This is a genomic window from Acidiphilium sp. C61 (assembly GCF_905116885.1).
In the GTDB taxonomy this organism is placed as follows: domain Bacteria; phylum Pseudomonadota; class Alphaproteobacteria; order Acetobacterales; family Acetobacteraceae; genus Acidiphilium.
In genome coordinates, this window is record NZ_CAJHNI010000003.1 from 100259 (window position 1) to 122710 (window position 22452).

Annotated in this window: 19 protein-coding genes and 4 pseudogenes; 7 read left to right on the forward strand and 16 right to left on the reverse strand. The window is 60.7% G+C overall.

The window, feature by feature from the left end; all coding sequences use genetic code 11:
- On the forward strand, positions 1-1044 hold the full coding sequence (locus HUW10_RS00825; protein ID WP_011930574.1) for an IS110 family transposase: 1044 nt from the start codon (positions 1-3) through the stop codon (positions 1042-1044).
- A gap of 246 nt (positions 1045-1290) precedes the next feature.
- Here the strand turns inward: HUW10_RS00825 and HUW10_RS00830 are convergent.
- Positions 1291-1572: pseudogene (locus HUW10_RS00830) on the reverse strand (IS5/IS1182 family transposase); the annotation flags it as partial.
- Positions 1573-1582: 10 nt separating this feature from the next.
- On the opposite strand from HUW10_RS00830, the pseudogene HUW10_RS00835 reads away from it, so the two are divergent.
- A pseudogene (locus HUW10_RS00835) lies at positions 1583-1981 on the forward strand (IS701 family transposase); the annotation flags it as partial.
- 94 nt (positions 1982-2075) lie between these two features.
- Here HUW10_RS00835 and HUW10_RS00840 read toward each other — a convergent pair.
- Positions 2076-2783: an IS6 family transposase gene (locus HUW10_RS00840; RefSeq protein WP_371808607.1), complete on the reverse strand. Its 708-nt coding sequence runs from the start codon at positions 2781-2783 to the stop codon at positions 2076-2078.
- A 137-nt stretch (positions 2784-2920) separates the two neighbouring features.
- On the opposite strand from HUW10_RS00840, the pseudogene HUW10_RS00845 reads away from it, so the two are divergent.
- Positions 2921-3954, forward strand: a pseudogene (locus HUW10_RS00845) (IS630 family transposase); the annotation flags it as partial.
- A 334-nt stretch (positions 3955-4288) separates the two neighbouring features.
- On the opposite strand, the gene HUW10_RS00850 reads toward HUW10_RS00845, so the two are convergent.
- Both HUW10_RS00850 and HUW10_RS00855 read right to left on the reverse strand, forming a co-directional pair.
- A complete protein-coding gene (locus HUW10_RS00850; RefSeq protein WP_011930570.1) occupies positions 4289-5329 on the reverse strand; it encodes an IS110 family transposase in 1041 nt (346 codons plus the stop codon).
- Positions 5330-5749: 420 nt separating this feature from the next.
- On the reverse strand, positions 5750-6766 hold the full coding sequence (locus HUW10_RS00855) for an IS110 family transposase (protein WP_011930569.1): 1017 nt from the start codon (positions 6764-6766) through the stop codon (positions 5750-5752).
- A gap of 68 nt (positions 6767-6834) precedes the next feature.
- Here HUW10_RS00855 and HUW10_RS00860 point away from each other — a divergent pair.
- Positions 6835-7876: pseudogene (locus HUW10_RS00860) on the forward strand (IS3 family transposase); the annotation flags it as partial.
- A gap of 582 nt (positions 7877-8458) precedes the next feature.
- Complete coding sequence (locus HUW10_RS00865) at positions 8459-8623, forward strand: transposase domain-containing protein (RefSeq protein WP_231295199.1); 165 nt, start codon at positions 8459-8461, stop codon at positions 8621-8623.
- Here the strand turns inward: HUW10_RS00865 and HUW10_RS00870 are convergent.
- The 4 genes from HUW10_RS00870 to HUW10_RS18570 all read right to left on the reverse strand — a co-directional run bounded on the left by HUW10_RS00870 (position 8596) and on the right by HUW10_RS18570 (position 12019).
- Positions 8596-8859, reverse strand: coding sequence for a hypothetical protein (locus HUW10_RS00870; RefSeq protein WP_155856271.1), 264 nt, complete (start codon positions 8857-8859; stop codon positions 8596-8598). The two genes, HUW10_RS00865 and HUW10_RS00870, sit on opposite strands and share 28 nt — an antisense overlap.
- A complete protein-coding gene (gene nhaA, locus HUW10_RS00875) occupies positions 8828-10186 on the reverse strand; it encodes a Na+/H+ antiporter NhaA (RefSeq protein ID WP_236656143.1) in 1359 nt (452 codons plus the stop codon). The genes HUW10_RS00870 and nhaA overlap by 32 nt, the downstream gene beginning before the upstream one ends.
- Positions 10187-10537: 351 nt before the next feature.
- Positions 10538-10798: a hypothetical protein gene (locus tag HUW10_RS00880; RefSeq protein WP_155856272.1), complete on the reverse strand. Its 261-nt coding sequence runs from the start codon at positions 10796-10798 to the stop codon at positions 10538-10540.
- Positions 10799-11497: 699 nt separating this feature from the next.
- Positions 11498-12019, reverse strand: coding sequence for an entericidin A/B family lipoprotein (locus HUW10_RS18570; RefSeq protein WP_081432801.1), 522 nt, complete (start codon positions 12017-12019; stop codon positions 11498-11500).
- 422 nt (positions 12020-12441) lie between these two features.
- Here HUW10_RS18570 and HUW10_RS00890 point away from each other — a divergent pair, with 422 nt between their 5' ends.
- The gene (locus HUW10_RS00890) at positions 12442-12753 is read left to right on the forward strand and encodes an SMP-30/gluconolactonase/LRE family protein (protein WP_011930564.1); all 312 of its coding nucleotides are present in this window, start codon (positions 12442-12444) and stop codon (positions 12751-12753) included.
- A gap of 10 nt (positions 12754-12763) precedes the next feature.
- On the opposite strand, the gene HUW10_RS00895 is transcribed toward HUW10_RS00890, so the two are convergent.
- The 3 genes from HUW10_RS00895 to HUW10_RS00905 form a co-directional block, all read right to left on the reverse strand.
- Positions 12764-13846, reverse strand: a complete 1083-nt coding sequence (locus tag HUW10_RS00895) for an IS5 family transposase (protein WP_011930563.1) — start codon at positions 13844-13846, stop codon at positions 12764-12766.
- Positions 13847-13884: 38 nt separating this feature from the next.
- Positions 13885-15093, reverse strand: a complete 1209-nt coding sequence (locus HUW10_RS00900; protein ID WP_011930562.1) for an IS256 family transposase — start codon at positions 15091-15093, stop codon at positions 13885-13887.
- A 71-nt stretch (positions 15094-15164) separates the two neighbouring features.
- On the reverse strand, positions 15165-15512 hold the full coding sequence (locus HUW10_RS00905) for an IS5 family transposase (RefSeq protein ID WP_011930561.1): 348 nt from the start codon (positions 15510-15512) through the stop codon (positions 15165-15167).
- Positions 15513-15780: 268 nt separating this feature from the next.
- On the opposite strand from HUW10_RS00905, the gene tnpC reads away from it, so the two are divergent.
- Positions 15781-17199 (forward strand): IS66 family transposase, encoded by a 1419-nt coding sequence (gene tnpC / locus HUW10_RS00910; protein ID WP_174501855.1) that lies wholly within the window; start codon positions 15781-15783, stop codon positions 17197-17199.
- 115 nt (positions 17200-17314) lie between these two features.
- On the opposite strand, the gene HUW10_RS00915 is transcribed toward tnpC, so the two are convergent.
- The 5 genes from HUW10_RS00915 to HUW10_RS00935 form a co-directional block, all read right to left on the reverse strand.
- Positions 17315-18130 carry a VOC family protein gene (locus HUW10_RS00915; RefSeq protein ID WP_043508769.1) on the reverse strand — a complete coding sequence of 272 codons (816 nt, stop codon included), beginning with the start codon at positions 18128-18130 and terminating at the stop codon, positions 17315-17317.
- Positions 18115-18573 (reverse strand): cupin, encoded by a 459-nt coding sequence (locus HUW10_RS00920; protein ID WP_011930559.1) that lies wholly within the window; start codon positions 18571-18573, stop codon positions 18115-18117. Before HUW10_RS00920 ends, HUW10_RS00915 begins: the two co-directional genes overlap by 16 nt.
- A complete protein-coding gene (locus HUW10_RS18215; RefSeq protein ID WP_011930558.1) occupies positions 18570-19034 on the reverse strand; it encodes a DoxX family protein in 465 nt (154 codons plus the stop codon). The genes HUW10_RS00920 and HUW10_RS18215 overlap by 4 nt, the downstream gene beginning before the upstream one ends.
- Before the next feature lie 613 nt (positions 19035-19647).
- Complete coding sequence (locus HUW10_RS00930) at positions 19648-21162, reverse strand: mercuric reductase (RefSeq protein WP_011930556.1); 1515 nt, start codon at positions 21160-21162, stop codon at positions 19648-19650.
- A gap of 2 nt (positions 21163-21164) precedes the next feature.
- Positions 21165-22448, reverse strand: coding sequence for a glucoamylase family protein (locus HUW10_RS00935; RefSeq protein ID WP_011930555.1), 1284 nt, complete (start codon positions 22446-22448; stop codon positions 21165-21167).
- Positions 22449-22452: the final 4 nt, after the last annotated feature.

The following is a 22452-nucleotide window of genomic DNA, read 5'->3' on the forward strand; positions in this document are numbered from 1 at the left end:
ATGGCGCACTACGCAGGACTGGACATTTCGGACAAAGACACCGCCATTCACGTTGTGGACGACAACGGGAAGCTGGTCTGGCGGGGCAAGAGGGCCAGCGAGCCGGAGGTGCTCGCCGCGGCCCTGCGCCGGCATGCGCCCGAACTCGTTCGGGTCGGGCTCGAGACCGGACAGTTGGCGCCGTGGCTCTACCATTCGCTCAAGGACCTCGGTTTTCCGGTGATCTGCCTCGATGCGCGCCATGCACGCGTGGCGACAGCGTTGCAGCGGAACAAGACTGACGCACACGACGCTGAAACTTTGGCGCAGTTGGTCCGGACTGGCTGGTATCGGGAGGCTCGTGTGAAAGGCTGGGCCGCACACGCCATGCGCCGTCTGGTCGGTGCCCGTTCGCAACTCGTCGGCATTTCAATCGATTTGTCGAACCAGATCCGCAGCACGCTGAAGACGTTTGGGCTGAGGGCGACAGGCGGGGCCGGACGCGTCTTCGAAGCGAAGGTGCGCATCGCGCTGGAGGGCCGGCCCGAGGTCGCCGGCGTGGTCGAGCCGTTGCTTGCGGCCTGGCGCGCCGTCCGCGATCAGATCGCCGTACTCGACCGCAAGCTGATGGCCGCGGTCAAGGCCGACCCGACATGTCGGCTGCTGATGACCTGTCCGGGTGTCGGCGTAGTGGTTGCCGCGAGCTTCAGCGCCACCGTCGAGGCCCCAGCGCATTTCCGGCACTCACGCTCGATCGGCGCCTATCTCGGACTTACGCCCCGACGCAACCAGTCCGGCGAAATCGACCACAGCGCCGGCGTGTCCAAGCGCGGGGACCGGTTGCTGCGGAGCTACCTGTTCGAGGCGGCGGCCTCGCTGCTGGTGCGGGTGCAAAGCTCATCAGCATTGAAAACATGGGGGCTGGCACTCGTGCAACGACTTGGTTTCAAGCGGGCAGCCGTTGCCGTCGCCCGTAAGATCGGCGTTGTGCTGCACGCCATGTGGAAGTCCAACCAGCCGTTCGAGGCTTGGCACGGCGCAACACCCAAGGCCCGAGCCGCCTGACGGTTTCGCCAGTTTACTGAATCCGCCCCTCAGGCGGACGCAGGCGTCCTCGCCGGACGCGACGAGGCTACCCCGAGTTGGGTCTTGCTGCCGGACTATCCGGACCGCGCTCTCGACATGGTGGGCCTCGCCTTCGAAAAGCATGTTGCGGCGACCAACGAGGGTCGACCCCGGAAACAACCAAGATCCGGCGATGATGCAGCAAGCTGCAAGAAAGGAGTTGACAGGTCAGTCGCGATCAAACAACCCGTCGGCGGTGTCGGAGCGTTTGACGATCTGTATGATCCATTTGCCGATTTTGGCGAGGTGTCCATTGAGTTTGGGACCGGCATAGCCGCCGTCGGCGAATCCGTGCCGCAACCAAGGATACAGGGATTTGACCGATTTGAGCACGTCGGGCGCCCCATCCCGATCCTGAATGCCGGCATGATGAACGACGGCGCCGACGAGGTGGCCGATTGTATCGGTGATGATGTGGCGCTTGCGCCCCTTGATCTTCTTTCCGGCATCAAACCCGCGCTGCCCGCCGGTGGCGCAGCTCGGTTGGCGCAAGGGAACAAAGGGGCGTCTGACAGCCCGCTTTGCCGCCATGAGGGTACGCATTGCTGATGGCGCGCCCCAGCGAATCGGTTCTGCCGGTGCCCAGCACATGCCGGGAGAGGAAGCCTGGCTGGTGGGTGAGCATCGCTCGAATGGCGAACGAAAATATTATCTCTCGAACCTGCCTGCCGACACCCCGATCAGAGCTCTGGCTGGCGCCATCAAGGCGCGCTGGATCTGCGAGCAGGCCCATCAGCAACTCAAAGAGGAACTCGGCTTGGACCACTTCGAGGGCCGATCCTGGACTGGCCTCCACCGCCATGCCCTGATGACGATGATGGCCTACGCCTTCTTGCAATCCCGAAGGCTCGCTCAGGCGGGACGGAAAAAAGAGTCCCCGGTCCGCCTCCCCAACCCACCCTGCCAGCAGTGCGCCAAGCGGGATTGTCAGGTTGATCGAACGAGGTGTGATTTGACCGAGACGCGATCGATCAGGCGGCGAGATTGGCGGCGTAGTCGGTCCAGAGCAAAAATGCATCGGCTCTTGCGTGGCGGTAGGATCTGGCGGAGAGGCGATGGCGTTTTGGGCGGAACAGGGTGGTGATCTGGTCGTGGGTGGCGAGAAATCTCTGGGCATGACCTGGGGATTTGAACCGACCCATGATCTTTTCTCGTCGCCTGGTGTGACGATGGGATGCTTCGATCCGGTTGTTCAGCCGCTTGTGCGATCGGTGATCGGCGCTGCGGCAATCCGTGCGAAGGGCAACGTCGTAGCTCCGTAGCTTATCGGTCACCACGACGCGCGGCTGACCCCATCGGCGCATCAGCTTGCGGAGAAAACGCCGGGCGGCTCGGGCATCTCGCCGCTTCTGGACCAGGATTTCCAGCACGTCACCGCGATGATCAACTGCCCGCCAAAGCCAATGCTTCTCGCCGCCAATGGTGATCACCATTTCATCGAGGTGCCATTTGTCGCCGGCCGGCAGCCGATCGCGACGGATTTGCGCGGCGATCTGCGGGCCAAACCGATCGACCCAGACGCGGATCGTCTCGTAGCATACTATCACGCCGCGAGCGGCCAGAAGATCCTCAACGTCCCGCAGGCTGAGATTGAACCGGTAATAGCTCCAGACCGCATACGCGATCACCGATCGAGGGAAGCGATATCCCTTCAAACGTGCAGGCAGAGTCAAAGCCATCATCCGAAATCGCTACGGGCACACGATCACCACGTCAACCTGACAATGCTCTCGCACTCATTACTATCCCAAAGCATTGAACAGCCCTGCGGCTTGGGCGGGTATGATTCGCTGAGCTTCCCCGAAGGAGGTTTGCGATGACGGTAGCGATAACGCGTTTGGACTTGTCGGCTATGGCGCTGCGCGAGCGGGCGGCTCGTGCGACGGATGCGAAAGTTTCGAGGCGGCTGCTGGCGATTGCTCTTGTTCTCGAAGGCTGGTCTCGGCGCGATGCGGCCGAGGCTTGTGCCATGGACCGGCAGACGCTGCGCGACTGGGTGCACCGTTACAATGGATTGGGGCCTGAAGGACTGAGCGCCGCGCCGCGCCGCAACGGCCCGCCACCCCGATTGTCGGCTTCGCAGCAGGCACAGATCGCGGCATGGGTCAGGCAGGGTCCGGACCTGGAGCGTGACGGCGTGGTGCGGTGGCGCTGTGTCGACCTGCAGCGGCGGATCAAGTCCGAGTTTGCGGTCACCCTGCACGAGACGTCGATCAGCCGACTGTTGCGGCGGCTCAAGTTCACGCGGGTCCAGCCACGTCCGTATCATCCGAAGAGGGACGCTGCGGCACAGGACATTTTTAAAAAGACTTCGCCGGCCTGGTAGCGGCGGCGATCCCGGCCAGGGCGGCCCGTAAGCCGATCGAGGTGTAGTTCGCCGATGAGGCCCGTGTCGGTCAGAAGGGAACCCTGAGCTATGTCTGGGCAGAGCGGGGTTCCCGACCACTGGCTGTGCGCGACAACCGCCATGATTCCGCCTATCTGTTTGGTGCCGTCTGCCCGGAATGCTGTATTGGTGCCACCATCATCATGCCGGTGGTCAACAGCGAGGCGATGGCCGAGCATCTTCGGGAAATCAGCACGCAGGTCGCGCCGAGCGCGCACGCCGTGCTGGTGCTTGACGGTGCCGGCTGGCATCAAGCCGGCGAACGTTTGCCAGTGCCAGACAATATCAGCATGCTGCCGCTGCCACCCTATGCGCCAGAGCTCAACCCGGTCGAAAACATCTGGCAATTTCTGCGCGGCAACTTCCTCAGCCATCAAGTCTGGAACAGCTACGACGAAATCCTTGCCGCCTGCCGAAACGCCTGGAACAAGTTCATGCAGATGCCAGAACAAATCGCTTCAATTGATCTGCCCCCTTCTGAGTGGTCCGGGATCTGTTTTAGATTTTGGCCTGAAGGAGGACTGGGATGGCGAGGAACGTATGGCCCGCCCCGTCCGCAAGGGGTGATTTTCATCTGGCTCTAATCAGTCTGCTTCAACGTATCCGGTCTCGGGCTTCGAACCCGGCCAAGATGGAGATCCGCGCGGCCTGATCCTCATAATCACACCGGCCTCGGAGGCCGTTCACTGCGTCAGGTTTTCAAGCCGCCGTTCGACTGTCAGGCCATCTTCCTTTCACCTCACGCAGACATCGACTGCCCTTTCGCGCCCAACTGTGAGCGCTGTTCGGGCGATTCCGTCATGCGGCCGCAGCCGCCGCTTCGAATTGGGCGTCGTAATCGCAACCGTGCGCCAAAACGGCCCATGCGATCCGAGCCAGCTTCGCGGCCAGCGCGACTACGACCACGTTCTTATGCGCTCGATCGAGCAATCCCCGCGCCCAGCGGCCCAACGGCGTATCGCGTTCGACAAGATAAGGCAGCGCCGCTCGTGCGCCATGGATCAAGTTCTTCCGCAAATAACGATTGCCGCGTTTGCTGATGCCGAGCAGGCGCGGTTTTCCACCCGTTGTCATTTGCCGTGGAACGAGCCCCAGCCACGCCGCCATGTCCCGCCCACGTTTGAATGCATGCGCCTCGCCGACCGCCGCCGCCAGCGCCGTAGCGTTTATCGTTCCAATTCCTGGGATTTTGGTCAAACGTCGCACAGCCACGTCGTCACGAGCCAACTGAACGAACTCGGCGTCGAAGCCGGTGATCCTCTGGTCGAGTGAACGCCATTCCGCCCGAAGATCTTCGATCAACGTCCGGATGCGCGGGCTCAACGCGGCAAAACCGCCATCTTCGGCCAATGTCTCAAGCTCGGCTTCCAGTTTCCTCCGGCCTTGCGGAACGACGATCCCTCGCTCCAGCAGCAACGCCCGCAAGTGATTGATCAGCGCCGTCCGTTCCGAGACGAGGCGCTCCCGGGCTCGGTGCAAAGCCTGGAGATCAGATTGGTCCTGGCTCTTCACAGGCACGAAACGCATCGTTGGCCGCGTCGCAGCCTCTGCGATCGCCTCCGCGTCGAGATCATCGTTCTTCTGCGCCTTCACGTACGGACGGACATATTCCGGCGACATCAGCCGCACCTCGTGGCCCCGCGCGGCGAAAATCCGCCCGAGGTGATGAGCGCCGCAACATGCTTCCATTGCCACAATGCACGACCCAAGCTCGCCAACGAAACTTTCCAACGTTCCCCGCCGAAGTCTCCGCCTCAAAACAACCCGGCCGGCGGCGTCCATGCCCACCACGCTGCAAGAGTTCTTCCCAAGATCGATGCCGAGAATCATGATATCCATCGGTCTGCTCCTCTCTCCAAACCAGCGGCGATACTACCCGATCGCCACGAGAGGGGCGGGCCATCCCATAATCACAAGCCGGAAGAGATCATCGGCAAGTTGCGCGAGGCTGAGATTGTTCTGGCGCAGGGCGGGACGGTTGCGGATGCATGCCGTCGGATCGGCGTTACCGAGCAGAGCTATTATCTCTATGGACGGCTCTCCCGTTGCAAGTAGATTTTGAATGATCCTGCGTGATCAGTTGCAAACATCTATCCGGCGTCAGCCGGCCTTGGCCGGAGCGCCCAAATGGCAAATCCGCACGCGCGCACCTCTACAGCTGGTAGGCTTCGGAAGCCTCGATAATAGTCAGGTTCGTCACGCGCCGGTTCGATCAGTGCAGCCCATTTCTCCGTCTACCCGCAAACTGTAGTCCAACCTTCAGGCGGCCGGGCGGTACGGTTCGCCCGTTCGCAGCACGGCCCAGATGATCCGTGCATTCTTATTGGCGACCGCAACCGTTGCCCGGTTGAAGCCCCGCCGCTCCTGAAGCTGGGTGACCCATTGGTTCATGGGATCATTCCTTGTCCCGGCAGTTCGAACCACCGCGCGTGCGCCGTGAACGAGCAGGCTGCGCAAGTGCTGGCTCCCACGCTTGGAGATGCCCATCATGATCTGCCGATCGCCGCTCGAATGCTGGCGCGGGACCAACCCGAGCCAAGCGGCCATATGACGGCCGTTCTTGAATTCAGCGCCATCACCGACGGCGGCGACGATCGCGGTGGCGGTCTTGGGGCCGACGCCCTTGATGCGGGCGATACGCTGGCAAACTGCGCTGCTCTTGAACACGGCTGCGATCTTCGCGTCGAAAATGGCAATACGTCGGTCGAGGTCGCAAAACAGGTCCCAGAGCTCGCCGATTGCCTCCCGGGCCATCGCCGTCAGTTCATTGTCCGGATTGGCCAATATCTCCGGAATCATTCGCCGCGCGCGGGTGATGGACTTGCCGAAGGCGATGCCGCGATCAAGCAGGAGTCCGCGGATCTGGCTGACCACAGCAGTGCGGTGGTTCACCATGCGCTGGCGCGCCCGATGCAGGGCCTGGACATCCTGCTGCTCGACTGTCTTCTTCGGCACCAGCGGAATATGCGGTTGGCGAACCGCCGTGCAGATCGCCTCCGCATCATTGTTGTCGTTCTTCTGCCGACGGACGAACGGCTTCACGTATTGCGGGCTGACGATCTTCACCTTGTGCCCGAGCGCTTCAAACTTCCTCGCCCAGCAGAAGGCACCGGTACACGCCTCGATCGCGATCGTGCAGGGCTCAATACCGGCCAGCACCGACAACAACTGGTCACGCATGACCCGGCGCCTGAAGACAGGATGCCCCTTCCGGTCGACCCCGTGCAGCTGAAACACGTTCTTCGCCAGATCAATCCCCAGAACATCAATCGTCATGGTCGCTCTCCTCCAGGTTCAACAACGGCACAGCCTGCCGGTGGGGAGGGAGAGCCGTCCATCCCATTAGGTGGCGCAAGGAGTATGGCGGCCTGAAGATGGACCAGGCGCGTCGCATGAAGGAACTGGAGCGGGAGAACGCCCGGCTGAAGCGTCTGGTGGCCGATCTGTCGCTGGACAAGGCGATCCTGACGGAGGCGGCACGGGGAAACTTCTGAGCCCCGCGCGGCGCCGGCGCTGTATCGATCACATCAGAGGAACGATGTCTGTCTCCGAGCGGCGGGTGTGCCGCGTGCTCGGACAGCATCGATCGACGCAGCGCAAGGTGCCACGCGGGGCGGATGACGAGGCGGCCCTGACCGGGGACATCATCGCCTGACCCGGCAATATGGTCGTTACGGTTATCGGCGGGTGACGGCCTTGCTGCGGGATGCGGGATGGCATGTGAACCGCAAGCGGGTGGAGCGGATCTGGCGGCGCGAGGGTCTCAAGGTGCCGCAAAGACAGCCGAAGCGCTCACGCCTCTGGCTCAATGACGGGTCGTGTATCCGGCTGCGGCCTGAGTATCCCGGCCATGTGTGGTCCTACGATTTTGTGGAAGGACGGACCCACGACGGCCGCAAGTTCCGGATCCTGTCGATCATCGACGAGGCCAGCCGGGAGTGCCTGGCCCTGCCGGTCGCGCGCCGGCTCAGGAGCGAGGATGTGCTGGGCGCTTTGGCAGAACTGTTCGTCACCAGAGGGCCACCGGCGCATATACGGTCGGATAATGGTCCTGAATTCATCGCCCGGGCGGTGCGGCAATGGCTCGGGAAGGTCGGTGTGAAGACGCTCTACATCACGCCAGGTTCGCCATGGGAAAACGGCTACTGCGAGTCCTTCAACGGTTCGCTGCGCGATGAACTGCTCAACGGGGAGGTCTTCTACTCCCTGGCGGAAGCGCAGATCCTGATCGAGGCCTGGCGGCGGCACTACAATACCGTCAGGCCACACAGTTCGCTCGGATATCGTCCGCCGGCCCCGGAAACCGCGACGCCGCCACGGCCGCCCTCCGGTTCCGCTTCGCTCCACCGACAGCCGGCCATGGCGGCGGAGACAACAATGCACTAACTTCCAACACGGACCACTCAATGGGGGCCGGTCACAATCACCCAACGAGACTGGATCAAAAAAGTCATCGGATAGGCAGATTGGTATAACGCCTATATCCTGTTGTTTTTGCTTGTATATTCCAAGTTGTCTGTCGGTGAGAGAAAATCCGGCGGTTCAAAGAGTTCAATGATGGCGCAGCAAGCTGGGACCGCGTCGAGCGGATCATCGCCCGTGTCGAGGCCGGCGGGAGGACTATCACGTCTCGACCGTGCGCAGGCTGGCGCGGAGGCTGCATCACAGACCTGAGACGAAACGAAATAAATCGGTTACTAAAGCAGGTTATATGTACCCGATTGATATTTCCTGTTTTCCCGACTGGCTATACGTTTCAGCCAAACTTCTTCTTCAACCTCTGTTGTTAATTTCAGTCCAGAATGGCCCCGGAGTGATCCGGGGTTTTTTTTCTCAGGGCAAGGATCAAAAGCAAAGTGGAGCCGGTTGAGGCGATAGGAGCCGCTCTTGCGAGCACTCGTAGGAGTGCTTCGAAGGACCGGACATCATGAGGTCGCATCGGACACCGGCGAAGAGCACTGTGCGCTGATGGCGACGCTGATCGGGTCCGCCAGGCTCAGCGGCGTCGAACCGCTCGCCCGGCTCACCGACGTACTCCAACGCATCGTCGCCGGACGCACCAAGTCCGACGAAATCGGCAGCCTGATGCCGTGGAACTGGAAAACTCAGGCCGCTCTGCCAGCCGCCGTGTAGCGCTCGCTCGCCAAAGCAAGGCCGTCATTCAGATAGCGATTACGCACCGGGCGCACGCGATGGCGCACCAACTGACACACCAGATGCACGAACAGTTCGGCGGTCAGGCCGCCCTCATAGGTGCAGTACCAGAACCCGCCCTTGGCGTTGACGGCCGACGCAGCGCTGAACGTCTGACGCTGACCCGGGCGCTCGACGACCGGTTCAGTGGAAATCGGCATCGAGCGTTTGGTCACGCTTGGGGAACATGCACAGCAGCGTGAGACCAGCAACAGAAGAGACGACTGAGGCAGCAAGGATACCCAGTTTCGCTGCGTTGAGGGTGGCATCTTGAAATGCCTGGCCGGCGATAAACAGCGCCATGGTGAATCCGATACCGGTAAGAAGAGCCCCACCGACAAGTCCCCCCCAGGTGAGCCCCGCCGGCCGAATGGCGACACCCGTGCGCACCCCCAGCCATGCGAATGCTGTGACGCCGATCGGCTTGCCGAGGACGAAGCCCGCCATCACCGCCAGCGAGACTGGGTTGATAAGTCCCTTGATCGTGATCGATACCCCCGCGTTTGCAAGCGCGAAAAGCGGCATAACGCCGAAGGCGACCCAGGGATGGAGCATGGCCTCGAGCCTCTCGACGGGCGACAACGTCTCGCGCACCGCGATACCGGCAACCTGCAGCGCCAGGTTATCCTCGGTATCGCCACTCCAATGATCTCCCGGGGGATAGGAGAGCACCTTTCGCAAGATTTCCCCCAGACGCTGGTCGCTCACCCAGCCAGCCGTCGGTGTCATGAGCCCGAGGATAACACCAACAATCGTCGCGTGGATGCCGGACGCATTGACGGCGAGCCAGATTATTGCCCCAGCCAGAAAGTAGACGCGGATGTTACGAACGCCGAGTAATGCCATCCCCCGAATTATCACCAGTCCGACGGCGCCGAGCGCAAGGGCAGTCCAGTCGATTGATCGACTGTAACCGACGGCGACCACGAGGATGGCGGCAAGGTCGTCGACGACCGCAAGCGATAGCAGGAAGACGCGTAGGCCCGGAGGCACACGCGAACCAAGGAGCGCCAGGCAGCCGATGACGAAAGCTGTGTCGGTCGGCATCACGACGCCCCAACCATGCTGCCCAGGTTGGCCATGCTGCAGCGCCAGATACAAGCCCATGGGCACAAGCATGCCTCCTGCCGCAGCTACGACCGAGAGAGCCACCATGCGCGGGTTCCGAAGTTCACCAAGCACCACTTCGCGCTTGATCTCGAGCGCGACGATGAAGAAGAACAGCGTCATTAGACCGTCGTTGATCAGATCCCGCAAAGAGCGCAGAAACTGGAACGCACCGATCTGAATGCCGATTGGTGTCTCCCAAAGAGATCTGAAGCCATCGGACCAGGGTGAGTTGGAAAGCGTCAATGCAACGACGGTGGCCAACAGGAGAACGGCACCACTCGTGGCTTCGATGCGCAGGAACTGCGAAAACGAGTTGGTCAGCGCGTCGATGTGTGTGGTCGGCAGTTCGCCTTGCTGCGGCTTACTGTTCTGGTCCGTAATCAAATCGGCCATCTCCCCTTATATCTCGAGAAAACCCACCCCGCCCGGGGTGTCGAGGCGGTTACCCGTCCCGGCAAGCCCAATTTTTCCCGGCATCAGGCTGAATGCGGGCAGTGCGTGTCGGAATATGCCGTAGCCAGCACTCTCGCAGGATGCGGATCCGGCGTCCGGAATCCACCCGAACGGGGTCGGACCACACCGATCAATGGGACATCGGGCCGTGAAAACTTCCACCAAACAACAGGAATAGCACGAGGATGACAATGAGCAGGGTCAGGATGCCCCCCATAGCCGCGTCCTCCATAATAACCCGACCGGTAACCGGACTGATCGAAATACGCTCTAAGTGTATCCGTGAGCGCGCTAGCCGCCCGACGAGGTGCGCGTCGTCCAACGAATGCCCTCGGCATCAGAGCGAAAACGCACCGTAACGTTTCTATCCGAATGGGTTACTGACCAATCAATCCCCGCCTTTCCGAATTCCTTCGAGAGAAGTTGCAACCATGTCATATTACGGCTGCGATCATAATAGCCTTTCGGCATCGGATACTGCTGTGATTGCAAGGCGACTCTTTCCACTGAGCCTGGCGGAAATGGCGCAATCATTTGTTCGTTGGCTAACATGAATTCATTCCTTCAACTTGAGACCATGGCGATCCTCCAGTCGATTTTCCTATCCTACAGGAAACACATTGCAATCTTGCCAGTACGGGGTGGAGCGTCCGCGTTGGCTGTAGGCTTGATAGCCAATTAAGGAGCCAGCGGCCCGCCTGGCATCTCAGCAACCGTTACCCCATGATCTCCCTAGCGATCTGATACTGCAAAGTACGAATAACGGCGCACCCCTCGAAAGAGACGTCTACAGGGACACTGCCAGAGCGTGCTCGCACAAGCCAAAAGGCACCTAGCTGCGGTCAGTATTAGACCCAGCGATGAATGCCGCCGAATAGCATTATCAGAACCAAGGCGATGATGGTTAGGCCGAGTAGCCCTCAAAAGCTACGACCGCTATAATAGATGCAAAAGTAACCGTAGTAACAGTCGCCACCCTACAAGAGGACGATTGGAAGTATCAGAATGATCGACGCAATGGATCATGATTCTTCGAAATGGGTAGCAGCTAGGCCGATGGGTCTCGCTGCGGACGTGATTGCTATACGCCGACGTTCGCTTGTCGTCGAGCAACACGGTCGCCGTTATCGAGATTTTGGCCGACGCCTTGGTAGTATATGTTATGCGGATCTTTTACACACACACAGATCATCGTTGCCAGGGTAAGGATCTGCGTTATGGCCTTGTTTTGGATTGATTTGGTGCGGGCCGTCATGGCGTGTGCTTTACCGCGCTGTTTGTGAGCGCATTGCCTCCCGAAGAGATGTCCCTACCGACACCGGCAGTCGTATGGCAGCCGTCAAGCAGTGGCGCTACGGCTATCAAGACGAGTAGCGCCAGTGCAATCGTGAAACTCTTTTGCATGGTAATCATCCTTTCCGTTTTCCGTCGTAAGATGACGAGTGGATCCCGATGTGTAATTGGACGGTTCCCTGAAACCACTGTTTGACGTAATGCCCGCCCCGAACGCACAAGTGTATCTGCGATAGTCGGCGGGTGGTATGCACCTAGTCTGACGAACAAAAATTTACTCGTCGGTCTGGTTTTAAGCCGACAGCGTATTAGTGGGCACGCAGATGTAGCGCCGATTGTTTCAGCTTCAGTGCCAAAAAAAATTGTCGACCGCTGCGTGGGTTCGTCGCAATTCAGATCAGGGGCAACACGGCAGGCGGATCGCGGTGGGCGTGGTCTACTCGACGGTGTCGATCGGTTGTCCCAGGGGCGCTTAGCCATCGCCGTATGTGCTTTGTGGGCCCGTCTAGCATACCGGAACAAATCCGAAGATTTGGCTGCATTTTGTATAATTCCTGGTGGATCCACTGGCGGGATTGTGCGCGGTTGGATCGCCGGACAACTGGCTTACGATGTGGTCGTTTCCGCAAGCGACGTCGTCATCATGGCGGATACTCCCGAAACACCGTTTCGAAGGCGATCGCTCGCGTGTTCAGTTTTACAAAATAGGTGATTCGCGCCGACAATGATAGTATCGGAAATTACTTAGTGTCCGTACGTAAACAAACTGAGTCGGCCGATTCGGTTATGCGCCGCAGGGTCTTGCGTCGTCTGAATCACTTGTGTTGGGGTGGACGGCCCACCGGCATCGAATGTGCCGATATAAGGTCGAGCAACGAACCTAATGAAAGGGCCGCCTCCGGATGGCGGATTTCGAGCAGCCCAATGGCCTCGCCTTCACCGCCGATGGCGCGACGATCTACGTATCCGACACGTCACTGTCGCTCGGCGAGGTGCCCGGGCATAAAGCCGGAACGAAGCACGAGATCATCGCATTCGATGTGGGCGATGGCGGCATGCTCTTCAATCGGCGCTTCTTCTCCCACACCGACCACGGCTATCCCGACGGATTTGCGGTCGATGTGCGCGGCTGGGTGTGGACGAGTGTGGCAGACGGCGTGCATATCTGGTCCGCGGATCGGCGCAAGCTGGGCTTCGTACCAAGTCGCCTGTGAACTATGTGATCTAGCGGTGGGCGAAGCCGAGGCTTGGTGAGCGGTTTGCGGCAGAGAGCCATGCGAGGAGGGCACAAAGAAGCCTGATCAACCATCTGCGGAGCAGCCGGAGGTTGTGTCCGACGCCGGCGAGGATGGCGTTGATGGCATCACCGTCGACGCCGAGCAGGAAGTTCCGCCCCAGATGGCTGTCGGTCTTCATGTGGCCGATGACGGGTTCGATGGCGGCGCGTCGGCGCAACTCGCGGCGGATGGTGGGGGTGATGCCGCGTTTCTGGCGGGATATGAAGATCTTTCTGCCCTCGGCTTCGACGCCGTAGCCGCGATAGCCGCGGTCGACATAGGCGCGGGCGACGGCAACGCCGGTGATCCGCTCGACCTGCTCGATCTGGCCGGCCAGGGTGTGGCCGTCATAGGGATTTCCCGGCTGGCTCTGCATGCCGAGAACGAACTGACCGCCGGGTGCAGCGGCGTTGGTGGTGGCGATGGAGACCTTCACGCCGAATTCGAAGCGCGTCCTGGCCTTGCCCTTGCCGATGCACTCCACCTCAGGCGCGTGCAGGGAATAGAGCTTGTCGGCACCGCGATCGGAGCGCTTCTGGCGAAGCAGGCGATTGATCAGGCCCAGCGTTTCGGCGAACGTGGCCTTCGCTTCAGCGTTGCCTGCGATCTTGCGGGTGATGTCACGCGCCAGCCGGCCCAGCCAGGTCCGCAGCTTGCGCACGCGAGCCTCGGCCTCGCGGCGTTTGCCACCATGATGCAGGCGGGCCGCCTCCTGCCTGGCGTAGCGCGCAACCCGGCGATACGACTGGCGTAGCGTGATACCGTGCTTGCGCGCCATGCGAGCGAGTGCCTCGATGCCGCGGTGCAGCAGCTTGCTGTCGGTCGGATGCGTCACTGCCTTCGGCTGGACCGTGGTATCGATGGTGACCCGCTCGTAGTGCTTCTCCGCCACGGCGCCACCCCGCTCGGCGGCCGCCAGCGTCTCGGCGAGCAGGGCCTCCATCCGCTCGGACCCGATCCGCTTGCGCCAGCGCGTCATCGAGGATCGATCAAGCGGCAGCGTGTGCTGGAAATGGATAGCGTCCGTCAATGTGGTGGAAATTCTGGTGTAGCTGAAGCGGCCAATGGTCACGCGGCGACGGTGGAAATTCGTGGTGTATCGGCATCGATGGCGGGTGCCATGAGTTCGACCATTCCCTCGATCTGCATATAGCGGTTCTGTGTCTGCCATTCGTCGTTGGCCTCGAGCAGCACGGCCCCGATCAGGCGGATGATCGAACCTTCATTGGGAAAGATGCCGACGACATCGGCGCGGCGCTTGACCTCCTTGTTCAGGCGTTCGAGCGGGTTCGTCGAGTGAATTTTGGTTCGGTGCTGGGCGGGAAAGTCCATGTGCGCCAGCACGTCGGTTTCACTGTCGTCGATGAACGCGCCAAGTTTTGGCCATTTGCCCCGGAGCTGGTCGGCCACATGGCGCAGGGTCTGGCTGGCACTGACGCGATCCGGCTGGATAAACGCCTGACGCAACGCTGCAGACACCATGCTCTGCTGCCCCTTCGGCACATAGGACAAGGCGTTGCGCATCCAGTGAACGCGGCATCTTTGCCAGGATGCCCCCATCACCCGGCGGATCGCCGCCTTCAACCCTTCATGAGCATCGGAGATCACCAGTTTCACCTCACGCAACCCACGGCGGACCAAGCTCTTGAGAAAGGTCGACCAGAAGGTCTCCGCCTCGGACGGGCCGATGTGCAGGCCGACGATCTCGCGCCGACCGTCGGTGTTCACCGCCACTGCGATTATCGCTGCAACTGAGACGATCCGCCCACCTTCGCGCTGCTTGAGATAGGTCGCATCCAACCACAGATACGGCCACTCGCCGGCGAGTGGCCGGTCGAGGAAGGCGTTCACCCTCTCATCGATGTCCTTGCACAGTTTCGAGACCGTGCTCTTGCTGATCCCCGTCAGCCCCATGGCCTGCACCAGCTCGTCTACCCGCCGGGTCGAGACGCCGCCAATCCAGGCTTCCTGGATGACCGCGGCCAGCGCCTTCTCCGAGGTCCGGCGAGCTTCCAGGAACGGCGGGAAGTAGCTCCCCTGCCGCAGCTTCGGGATCCGAAGCTGCAAGCTGCCAAGCCGCGTGTCCAATGCGCGTTCCCGGTAGCCGTTGCGATAGGTCGCGCGCTCGCCGCTGCGCTCGTAGCGGCTGGCGCCGATCAGCCCATCCACATCCGTCTCCATCAGCAGTTGAACCACCGCCTCCGCAACGCTGTGCAGAAAATCGCCGTCCCCGGCTTTGGCCAGTAGCTCAGCCAGTGGTAATCTATCTTCGGTCATCGGGTTCTCCAGGCTTCAGGTTGAAGTCTCGCAACTCCACCATAGCCGACTGATCCGATGGCCACCTCAAACTACACCGTTACACGGCCCAAAAGTCCACCACGACCCCGGACACTACCCTGGAAATGCGTCTCGCCGCAGAATGCCTGGACATACGGACTATCGAGATAGCGCGCGCAGATCGCTTCGTCGGACAGCCCATCCATGTGCTTGAGAAGATGCAGCGCCACCATCAGGCGGGTCGGCAGTGCCGGACGTCCCGCCGCCTCGGCGTAGAGTGAGCCAAAGCGTTCCTCGAAGACCCGCCAGTCGATCAGCCGGACCAGCCGCACCAGGGGATGCCGCTGGTCGATGATGTTCTCCAGCCGCGAGCGGAACAGTTCGAGATCATCCTGCGAGGCATTCAGCTTCGGCGGCATTCTTTCCTCCACGTCAAACGCATGATGTTCGGCATCAACGGGAGAGAATCACGATCGCGACCACCGCGCAACGCTCCAACGGTTTTGCAAGGTTTTTCCCCTCAGGCCACACAGACCTTGCAAATCCCAATATTGCCCGCCGCTAAAAAGTCATGACTAGATCAGCAAAGTTCGATTTTTCACAGGTGTAGATGCTCATCCCCGCTGGGCGTCGTGTTGAATCGATTGTGAATTGACGTGACGACGTCGGATGCGATTCGACGGAGGCGTGACCGAGCTTCCTGATTTATCCCTTCTGACGCACGCTGAGAAAGATGCGCTGATCCGCGCTCTGTGGGAAGCATTGCAAGCTTCGGAGCGGCGCAACGCGGAACTGACGGTCCGGCTGGCCGCTGCCGAGCGCCGGATTGCAGAGTTGGAGGCGCGGCTGAACGAACCGGCGAAGCGGCCGGATAATTCGAGCCTGCCGCCATCGCGCGGGCAGAAGCCAAACCGGCCCGAGAAAGCTCCGCGCAAGGGACCACGCAAAGGCAGTCTCGGCCGTGAGGGTGGCGGTCGCTTGCTTGCCGAGAACCCCGACCAGACGGTGATCGCGAAGGCAGCGCATTGCCGGCACTGCCGTGCCGGGTTGACGGACGCGGATCAGCGCCTCGCGCAGCGCTACGACAAGATCGATCTGCCGCCGATCAAGCCGATTGTCACCCGCGTCGAACGCTATGCCGGCCATTGTCGGTGCTGTGGGGTGACCACGCTGGCCGCCGTCCCGGAAGGCTTGGAAGCCGGCACGCCATTCAGCCTCAACCTCGTGGCGCTCGCGATCTACCTGCGCGTCATCCATGCGGTCAGCTACCGGCGGCTGTCGCGCCTGTTCATCGAGTTGTTCGGCCTGGCGATCAGCGAAGGCGCGCTCGATGCCGCATTCCGCCGCGCCAAGCCGGGCTTCGATGCCGATATCGGCACCATCCTCGCCCGACTGCGCCGCGCGCGGGTCGTCTGTTCCGACGAAACCTCGGTGCGGATCAACGGCCGGACCCATTGGAACTGGGTCTTTCAGAACGACGACGTCGTCATCCATGTGATCCGGCCAAGCCGGGGCGCCAACGTCGTCGCGGAGGTAATGGACGGCCATCGCCCCGCGATCTGGGTCTCCGATCTCTATGGCGCCCAGCGCGGCCATGCCGATCACTGGCAGATTTGCCTCGCCCACCAACTCCGCGACTGCAAATTCGCGATCGAAGCCGGCGATGAGATCTTCGCACCCCGAATGAAGGCCCTGCTGCTCCGCGCCGTCGTGCTGGCGCGGCGCCATCGCACCCTCGCAGACGCCACAAGGCGTGCCTGGCGGCGGCGCCTCGACCATGACCTCGACGCCGTCATGGCGCTCGCCCCGATCAACCGTCACGGCAGACGATTACGCCGACGATACGGCAAGCTTCGTGATCATCTGTTCACCTTTCTCGACCACCCCGAGGTCGCTGCCGACAACAACGGATCCGAACGCGAACTTCGGCCCATCGCGACATATCGCAAGGTCACCGGTGGGTTCCGGTCCAACTGGGGTGCCGATTTCTTCGCCAACGTCCGATCCGTCGTCGGCACCGCCGCACGCCACGGTGTTGATGCCTATACCGCCATCAAAAACGCCGTCACAGGAACATCTATGCCGATCAACCACATGCAGGGTTGAGCAGATACTCACAGGTGACTACCAACACCGGCGGTCGCCTCGAACTGCACGTTTGGCGGCGCGGACGGACGGCGGCTGTTCATCACAGCAACACAATATCTGCTCGCGATCGATCTTATCGGCTGAGCTGATGAAGATGCCCGTCGGGATCGCGGATCAGTGCGTCGGCATTTGATCGCCAAACGATACGCGTGGCGGCGAGATCATTTGCGAAGAGAGGGTGAAGCGCACGGCCGACGGGATGGCGATAGCCCAGCAGTTCAACGTGCGGCGGCTTACCCGTGGGGTTCATCGGCACCACATCGACTTCGGCGCCGTCAAGCCCGTCGAGCGCATCCTGCGTCGGGCCATAATTTACCGTAGCGCCTGCCTCGCCCAGCCCGTGACGCGCATAGAAGCGTCGGCTGGCTACGACATCGCTGACCGAGATCGCGCTATGGTCGATCCCCATGATGCCGGTACCCTTCCAGCCCGAATTGGCACCCGGCGCGAATTGGAGCAATTCGAGCGGATGACCTTCAGGATCGCGGAACTTGATCGCGGTTACCCCGCCAGCGGACTTGGGAAGCGTTACTGGGCGCGCTCGGCTGATCGGCGTGGCGCCGGCGTCGCGCGCGCGACGCCATGCGGCCTCCGCATCGTCGGTGACGAGCGCGAGGTGCTGGATGACGAGATCGCAAGCAGTCGTGTCAACCGGATAGGGGCGTCCCGGATGGTCGAAACTTTCGAGCTCCACGCGGCTTGGGCCGAGCAACATTGCGATGCGCGAACCGGCGCCTGAGAGGCCGAGGCGTGTGATTTCCTCGGCGGAAATGGGCGCAGCCTCGGCGACGTCGAAACCGATCTCGCGATAAAAGACAGCCAACCGCGCTGGCTCAGCAGTAACGAGCCGAAAGCCTGCTATCCCCTCGAAAATCATGTCAGGTGACATGACCCGCGTCTCGGTTTGACATGAAGTTGGACGGTCATCAGGCAGCACGGTTGATCACCAATCGTTCCGGATCTATGGCCTTTCTTACCGTTCACCTCGGTGCAGCCCTGATCCTCTCCGAACGAGAAGTCACCCGGTCCCTGCTCGATGCGCGTACCGTCCATGCTTTCGATCCACCAACGGCCAGATAGCACGATGATCCATTGCGGCGCCGGATTCTCGTGCCAGTCGCCCACCCAGCCGACCGGTTGGACGGTGAAGACAACGGTCGCCTCGCTGCGTTCCATCTTGTCATTCCACTGCGGATCGGCCGGGCCTACGGCCTTGAGTTGATAATCGGTGAGCGCGCATTGCGATTGATGACTGGTGCCATCGCCATCGACATAAAGATGCCAATAGGGAACCGAGGGCCTTGGGCCTGCCGCGTCGGTTTGATCGCTCATGGGTGAGTTCCATAAGGATGGCTGGAGGCGAAGGGTGCATGAATGAAGGGTGCCAACCCCATCCCGTCCGTGCCGATAACGATCAGCAGGAAACCGGCGCCGAGCGATAGGTTTTTCAGAAAATCCCACAGGAGCGTACGGCCTTTGCCGTCGGGATCAGACCAGAAATCGCCCTGTGCCCAGAATTGTTTATATAGAACCGCCGTCGCCGCGCAGTAGCCGGCAATGACGAAGGCACTCGCCCGATCGGCTATGCCAGTGACGACGCCAAGGCTGCAAATCACCTCCACGAAGAGGCCGATCAGGATCATCGCCATCGCGATTGGGCGCGGCTTGAACATGCTCTGCGCCTGTTTGACCGCGTGATTGAAGCCGAAAAACTTGTCGAGTGCGCTGAACGGGAGGAATAACAGCACGAGGCCATAGCGGACCACGAGCACAACGATTGCTGCTGTCGTCATAGCTGGTCCCTGATGTTATCGACCACGCGCTCCACATCGTCGATCGCAATTGTCGAATTTACCGCTCCGATATCCGCTGCGGGTCGGATAGATGAACAGCCATTTCCAGTCGAGCCCCACCGCCAGAACTTCGAGGGCCGGCTGGTTGGACGCAATACGTCGATAGGGATCAAGCGTGTGAGTATAGTGCCAGAGCAAGAAGCCGAGACCGATGACGATGCCGATCGGCGGGACCAGATAAAGCCTTCGATAGTCCAGGAAAAATCCCGCTTCGGCCTGAACGCGCTATGCTTGTTGGACAGTCGATAATGCCAAGCGATGAGTGGAGTGAGCAGCAGCACCGGACAGCAACGAAGACCAGCACGATGCCGACGATGACGTAGAGGTGCCATTGGCTCGCAGCGATCGGACCCCGCATGATTCATCACATCGAACTTCAGCGCGTCGCATCCGGTGAGCAGGAACGGGGACAGTATCGCGAAAAGCAAAGGCTGCCCCTTCGATACCTTGATCCGGAAGCTCGTTGATTCACAAGCCGGGATCAGAACGAGCCAGCGTTTATCAGACCCAGATTGGTAAAGGCCTGAAGAATTTTTCCGGTCAACCTGCGGCCTCATTTTCCATTGTCCGCGTTTCCAGATGCAGCCCTTTTTGCCGCCTCATCGAAATTGCGCGTATAGGCTTGTGCCGCAAGCAGGATTGCCTCGGATTGCGCCGGATAGGTGTGTGCCACCTCTGCCAGCGCCTTCATGCCGATGCCGGCGCTCATTATGACGGCCATCTCGTTAATCAACTCGCTCGCCCGCGAGGAGACGATGGTCGCGCCTAAAATCCTGTCGGACCCTTCCGATATGTGGATCTTGACGAAGCCCGTGTCCCGTCCATCGGTGATCGCGCGATCGACGTCGTGCATCATCACGGTGAAACTCTTGATGGGAATCGATTGCTGGCGCGCTTCCCAGACGTGCAGACCGATATGCGCGATTTCGGGATCGCAATAGGTGCACCAGGGTATGACCAAGCTGCTTTGTCGCTGTTGTGCCTGCATCAGCGCATTCCGAACCGCCATGCGCGCTGAGGACTGTGCGGCGTTGGTGAATTTAAGCGCCAAGCAGACGTCACCTGCGGCGTACACATTTGGATTTGTGCTGCGCAGAAAATCATCAACTTTGATTCCATGGTCCTCGTCAAAAGTGACGCCGGCGGCTGCAAGATTGAGCTTTTCGACATTTGGAACCCGGCCGATGCTCAACAGGATTTCGTCGGCTTGAATGTCGCCCTTTACATCGTTATTGACGGTCTCCAGAATCTTGATGCCGTTCACGCGCCGCGCCCCGACCACCGTGGTGTTCAGACGGATATCGACTCCATCGCGCGCCATGGAGCGGGATAGGATTTCCGCGGCGTCACGTTCCTCGCGAGGCAGGAATTTCGGATCGTTCTGCACGATGGTTACGTGCGATCCCAGCCCGCAAAAGGCTTGCGCCATTTCGCAACCCAGCGGGCCTCCGCCGATGATGGCGAGACGCGTCGGCAGTGCTGCCATCTCGAAGATCGTCGCGCTCGTGCGATAACCCGTCTGATCGAGGCCCGGAATATTGGGCACCCCGGGACGCGCGCCTGTGGCGATGAGCGCCTTTTTGAAATGCACGGGCGCGTCGTCCACAAACAGCGTATCCGCGCTCTCGAACCGGGCAGAACCGAAAAAAATGTCGACACCCGGTTCGGCGAGTTCGTGAACCGAATGATATCCCGATATGCGCGTCCGAATCCGGCGCATGCGCGCCATCACCTTGTCAAAATCGAGAGACGGCGCAGACGGGATCGGCGCTCCGAACGCTTCGGCATCCCGCATCGTGCTACAAACGCGCGCGGTGCAGATGATTGCCTTGGATGGGACCGACCCTGCATTCAGCGAATTTCCGCCCAGGCGATTGCGCTCGATGAGTGCGACGGAGAACCCCAGCCGCGCGGCGTACTCTGCCGCTTCCAGTCCGGCCGGGCCCGCTCCGACAATTGCGATGTCGTAGGGGTTCCGTGGCACCGGGTTTTTCCAATCTGAAGGGCGTACCCTCCGAAGGAAGCGATCCTCGTCGCCAGGTTTCGTTATTGGGACGCCATCTTGCATTGCTAAAGCCACCCGTCTTCAAAACCGGCGCGTTGGAGCCCATCGTGCACGTAACTGCAATGCCGCATGATCTCCCAGATCATATCAGTGCGATGATTTTCAATCATCATCACGAGCAGGCCCTGGTCGAGCCCGTACCATCCTGTGGAAAGCCAGCCGCCGTCGCCATCCGACAGTGTCGGATTGAAGCCGCTTGAAAATCTGTCCTGGTGGCAGACTTTCGGATGCAACTCGAGAAGACCGCGCGTGCCGGCGAGCGCGGCATCGGCCCCAAAGGGCAGTGTTGCAAGCATGGCCCAAGGCGCGATCGTTCCGTCATCGGGACCGTACGGTACGCCGCGCGACATGTAGCCGAAGAAGCGGCAATCCTTACCGTTCTCGAGCATCTCCGGGGCGGTCGGGCCATCTCCTGCCGTTACACCCCAGAAGTCGCGACCATAGGCTTCGAACCCGTATGGATTGCGTTCGGCGTATTCGCGATGAACAGCGATGGCGCTCTTCGTATTCTCAAAATAGTCGCTCGCCTTCTCACGCATGAACTCATCGCGGATACCGCGAAAGTCGATCCACGCATGGGAGAACAGGTGCGTGAAAAGCGGACCGGAATAGAGAACATCGCGGTCCAGCAGATTTTCCCACTGATAGGTCAGCTGCCATGTAACGTATCCGGCTGGCGTGAGCGGAAAGGTCGGCGAGCCAAGACCTAGAACGTAGAGAAGCGCCGCTTCGTTGTATCCTTCCCAGCCATAATGGAGAAACCCACACTCGGGTTTCCATCCTTGCGAAAGGCCTAGTGTGCCGTTCTGGGCCCATCGCCAATCGACGCGGCGATACAACGCGTCGGCCAGTTCGCGAATTTCACGCTCGCCACTGCCGTCGAAGTAGCATGCGGCCACCAGGAAACCGGCGACCAGCAGCGCGGTATCGATCAGCGAGAGTTCGCATTGCCAGACGCGCTTGCCCGTCTGCATGTCAATAAAGTGATAATAGAAGCCCTTGTAGCCGGTTGCGTCGGGTGCATCGCTCTGAGTGCTGCATGAAAAGAATCTGAGAACCTTGAGCGTGCGGGTAGCTGCATCCGTGCGTGACAGCCAACCATTCCGGACCGCAATAGGATAGCAGGACAGCGCAAACCCGACCACGGCAATACTGCACGGCGACCCCTGGCGGGACGTGTCCGCGACAAGGCCGGTATCGGCGTTAGCGTAGTCGATCAGATAGGAAAAAGCCGCCTGCTGCAGGCGGATCGTGAGTGCCTCGTCCGAAAGCTGCGCCAGATCGCCCATCCCG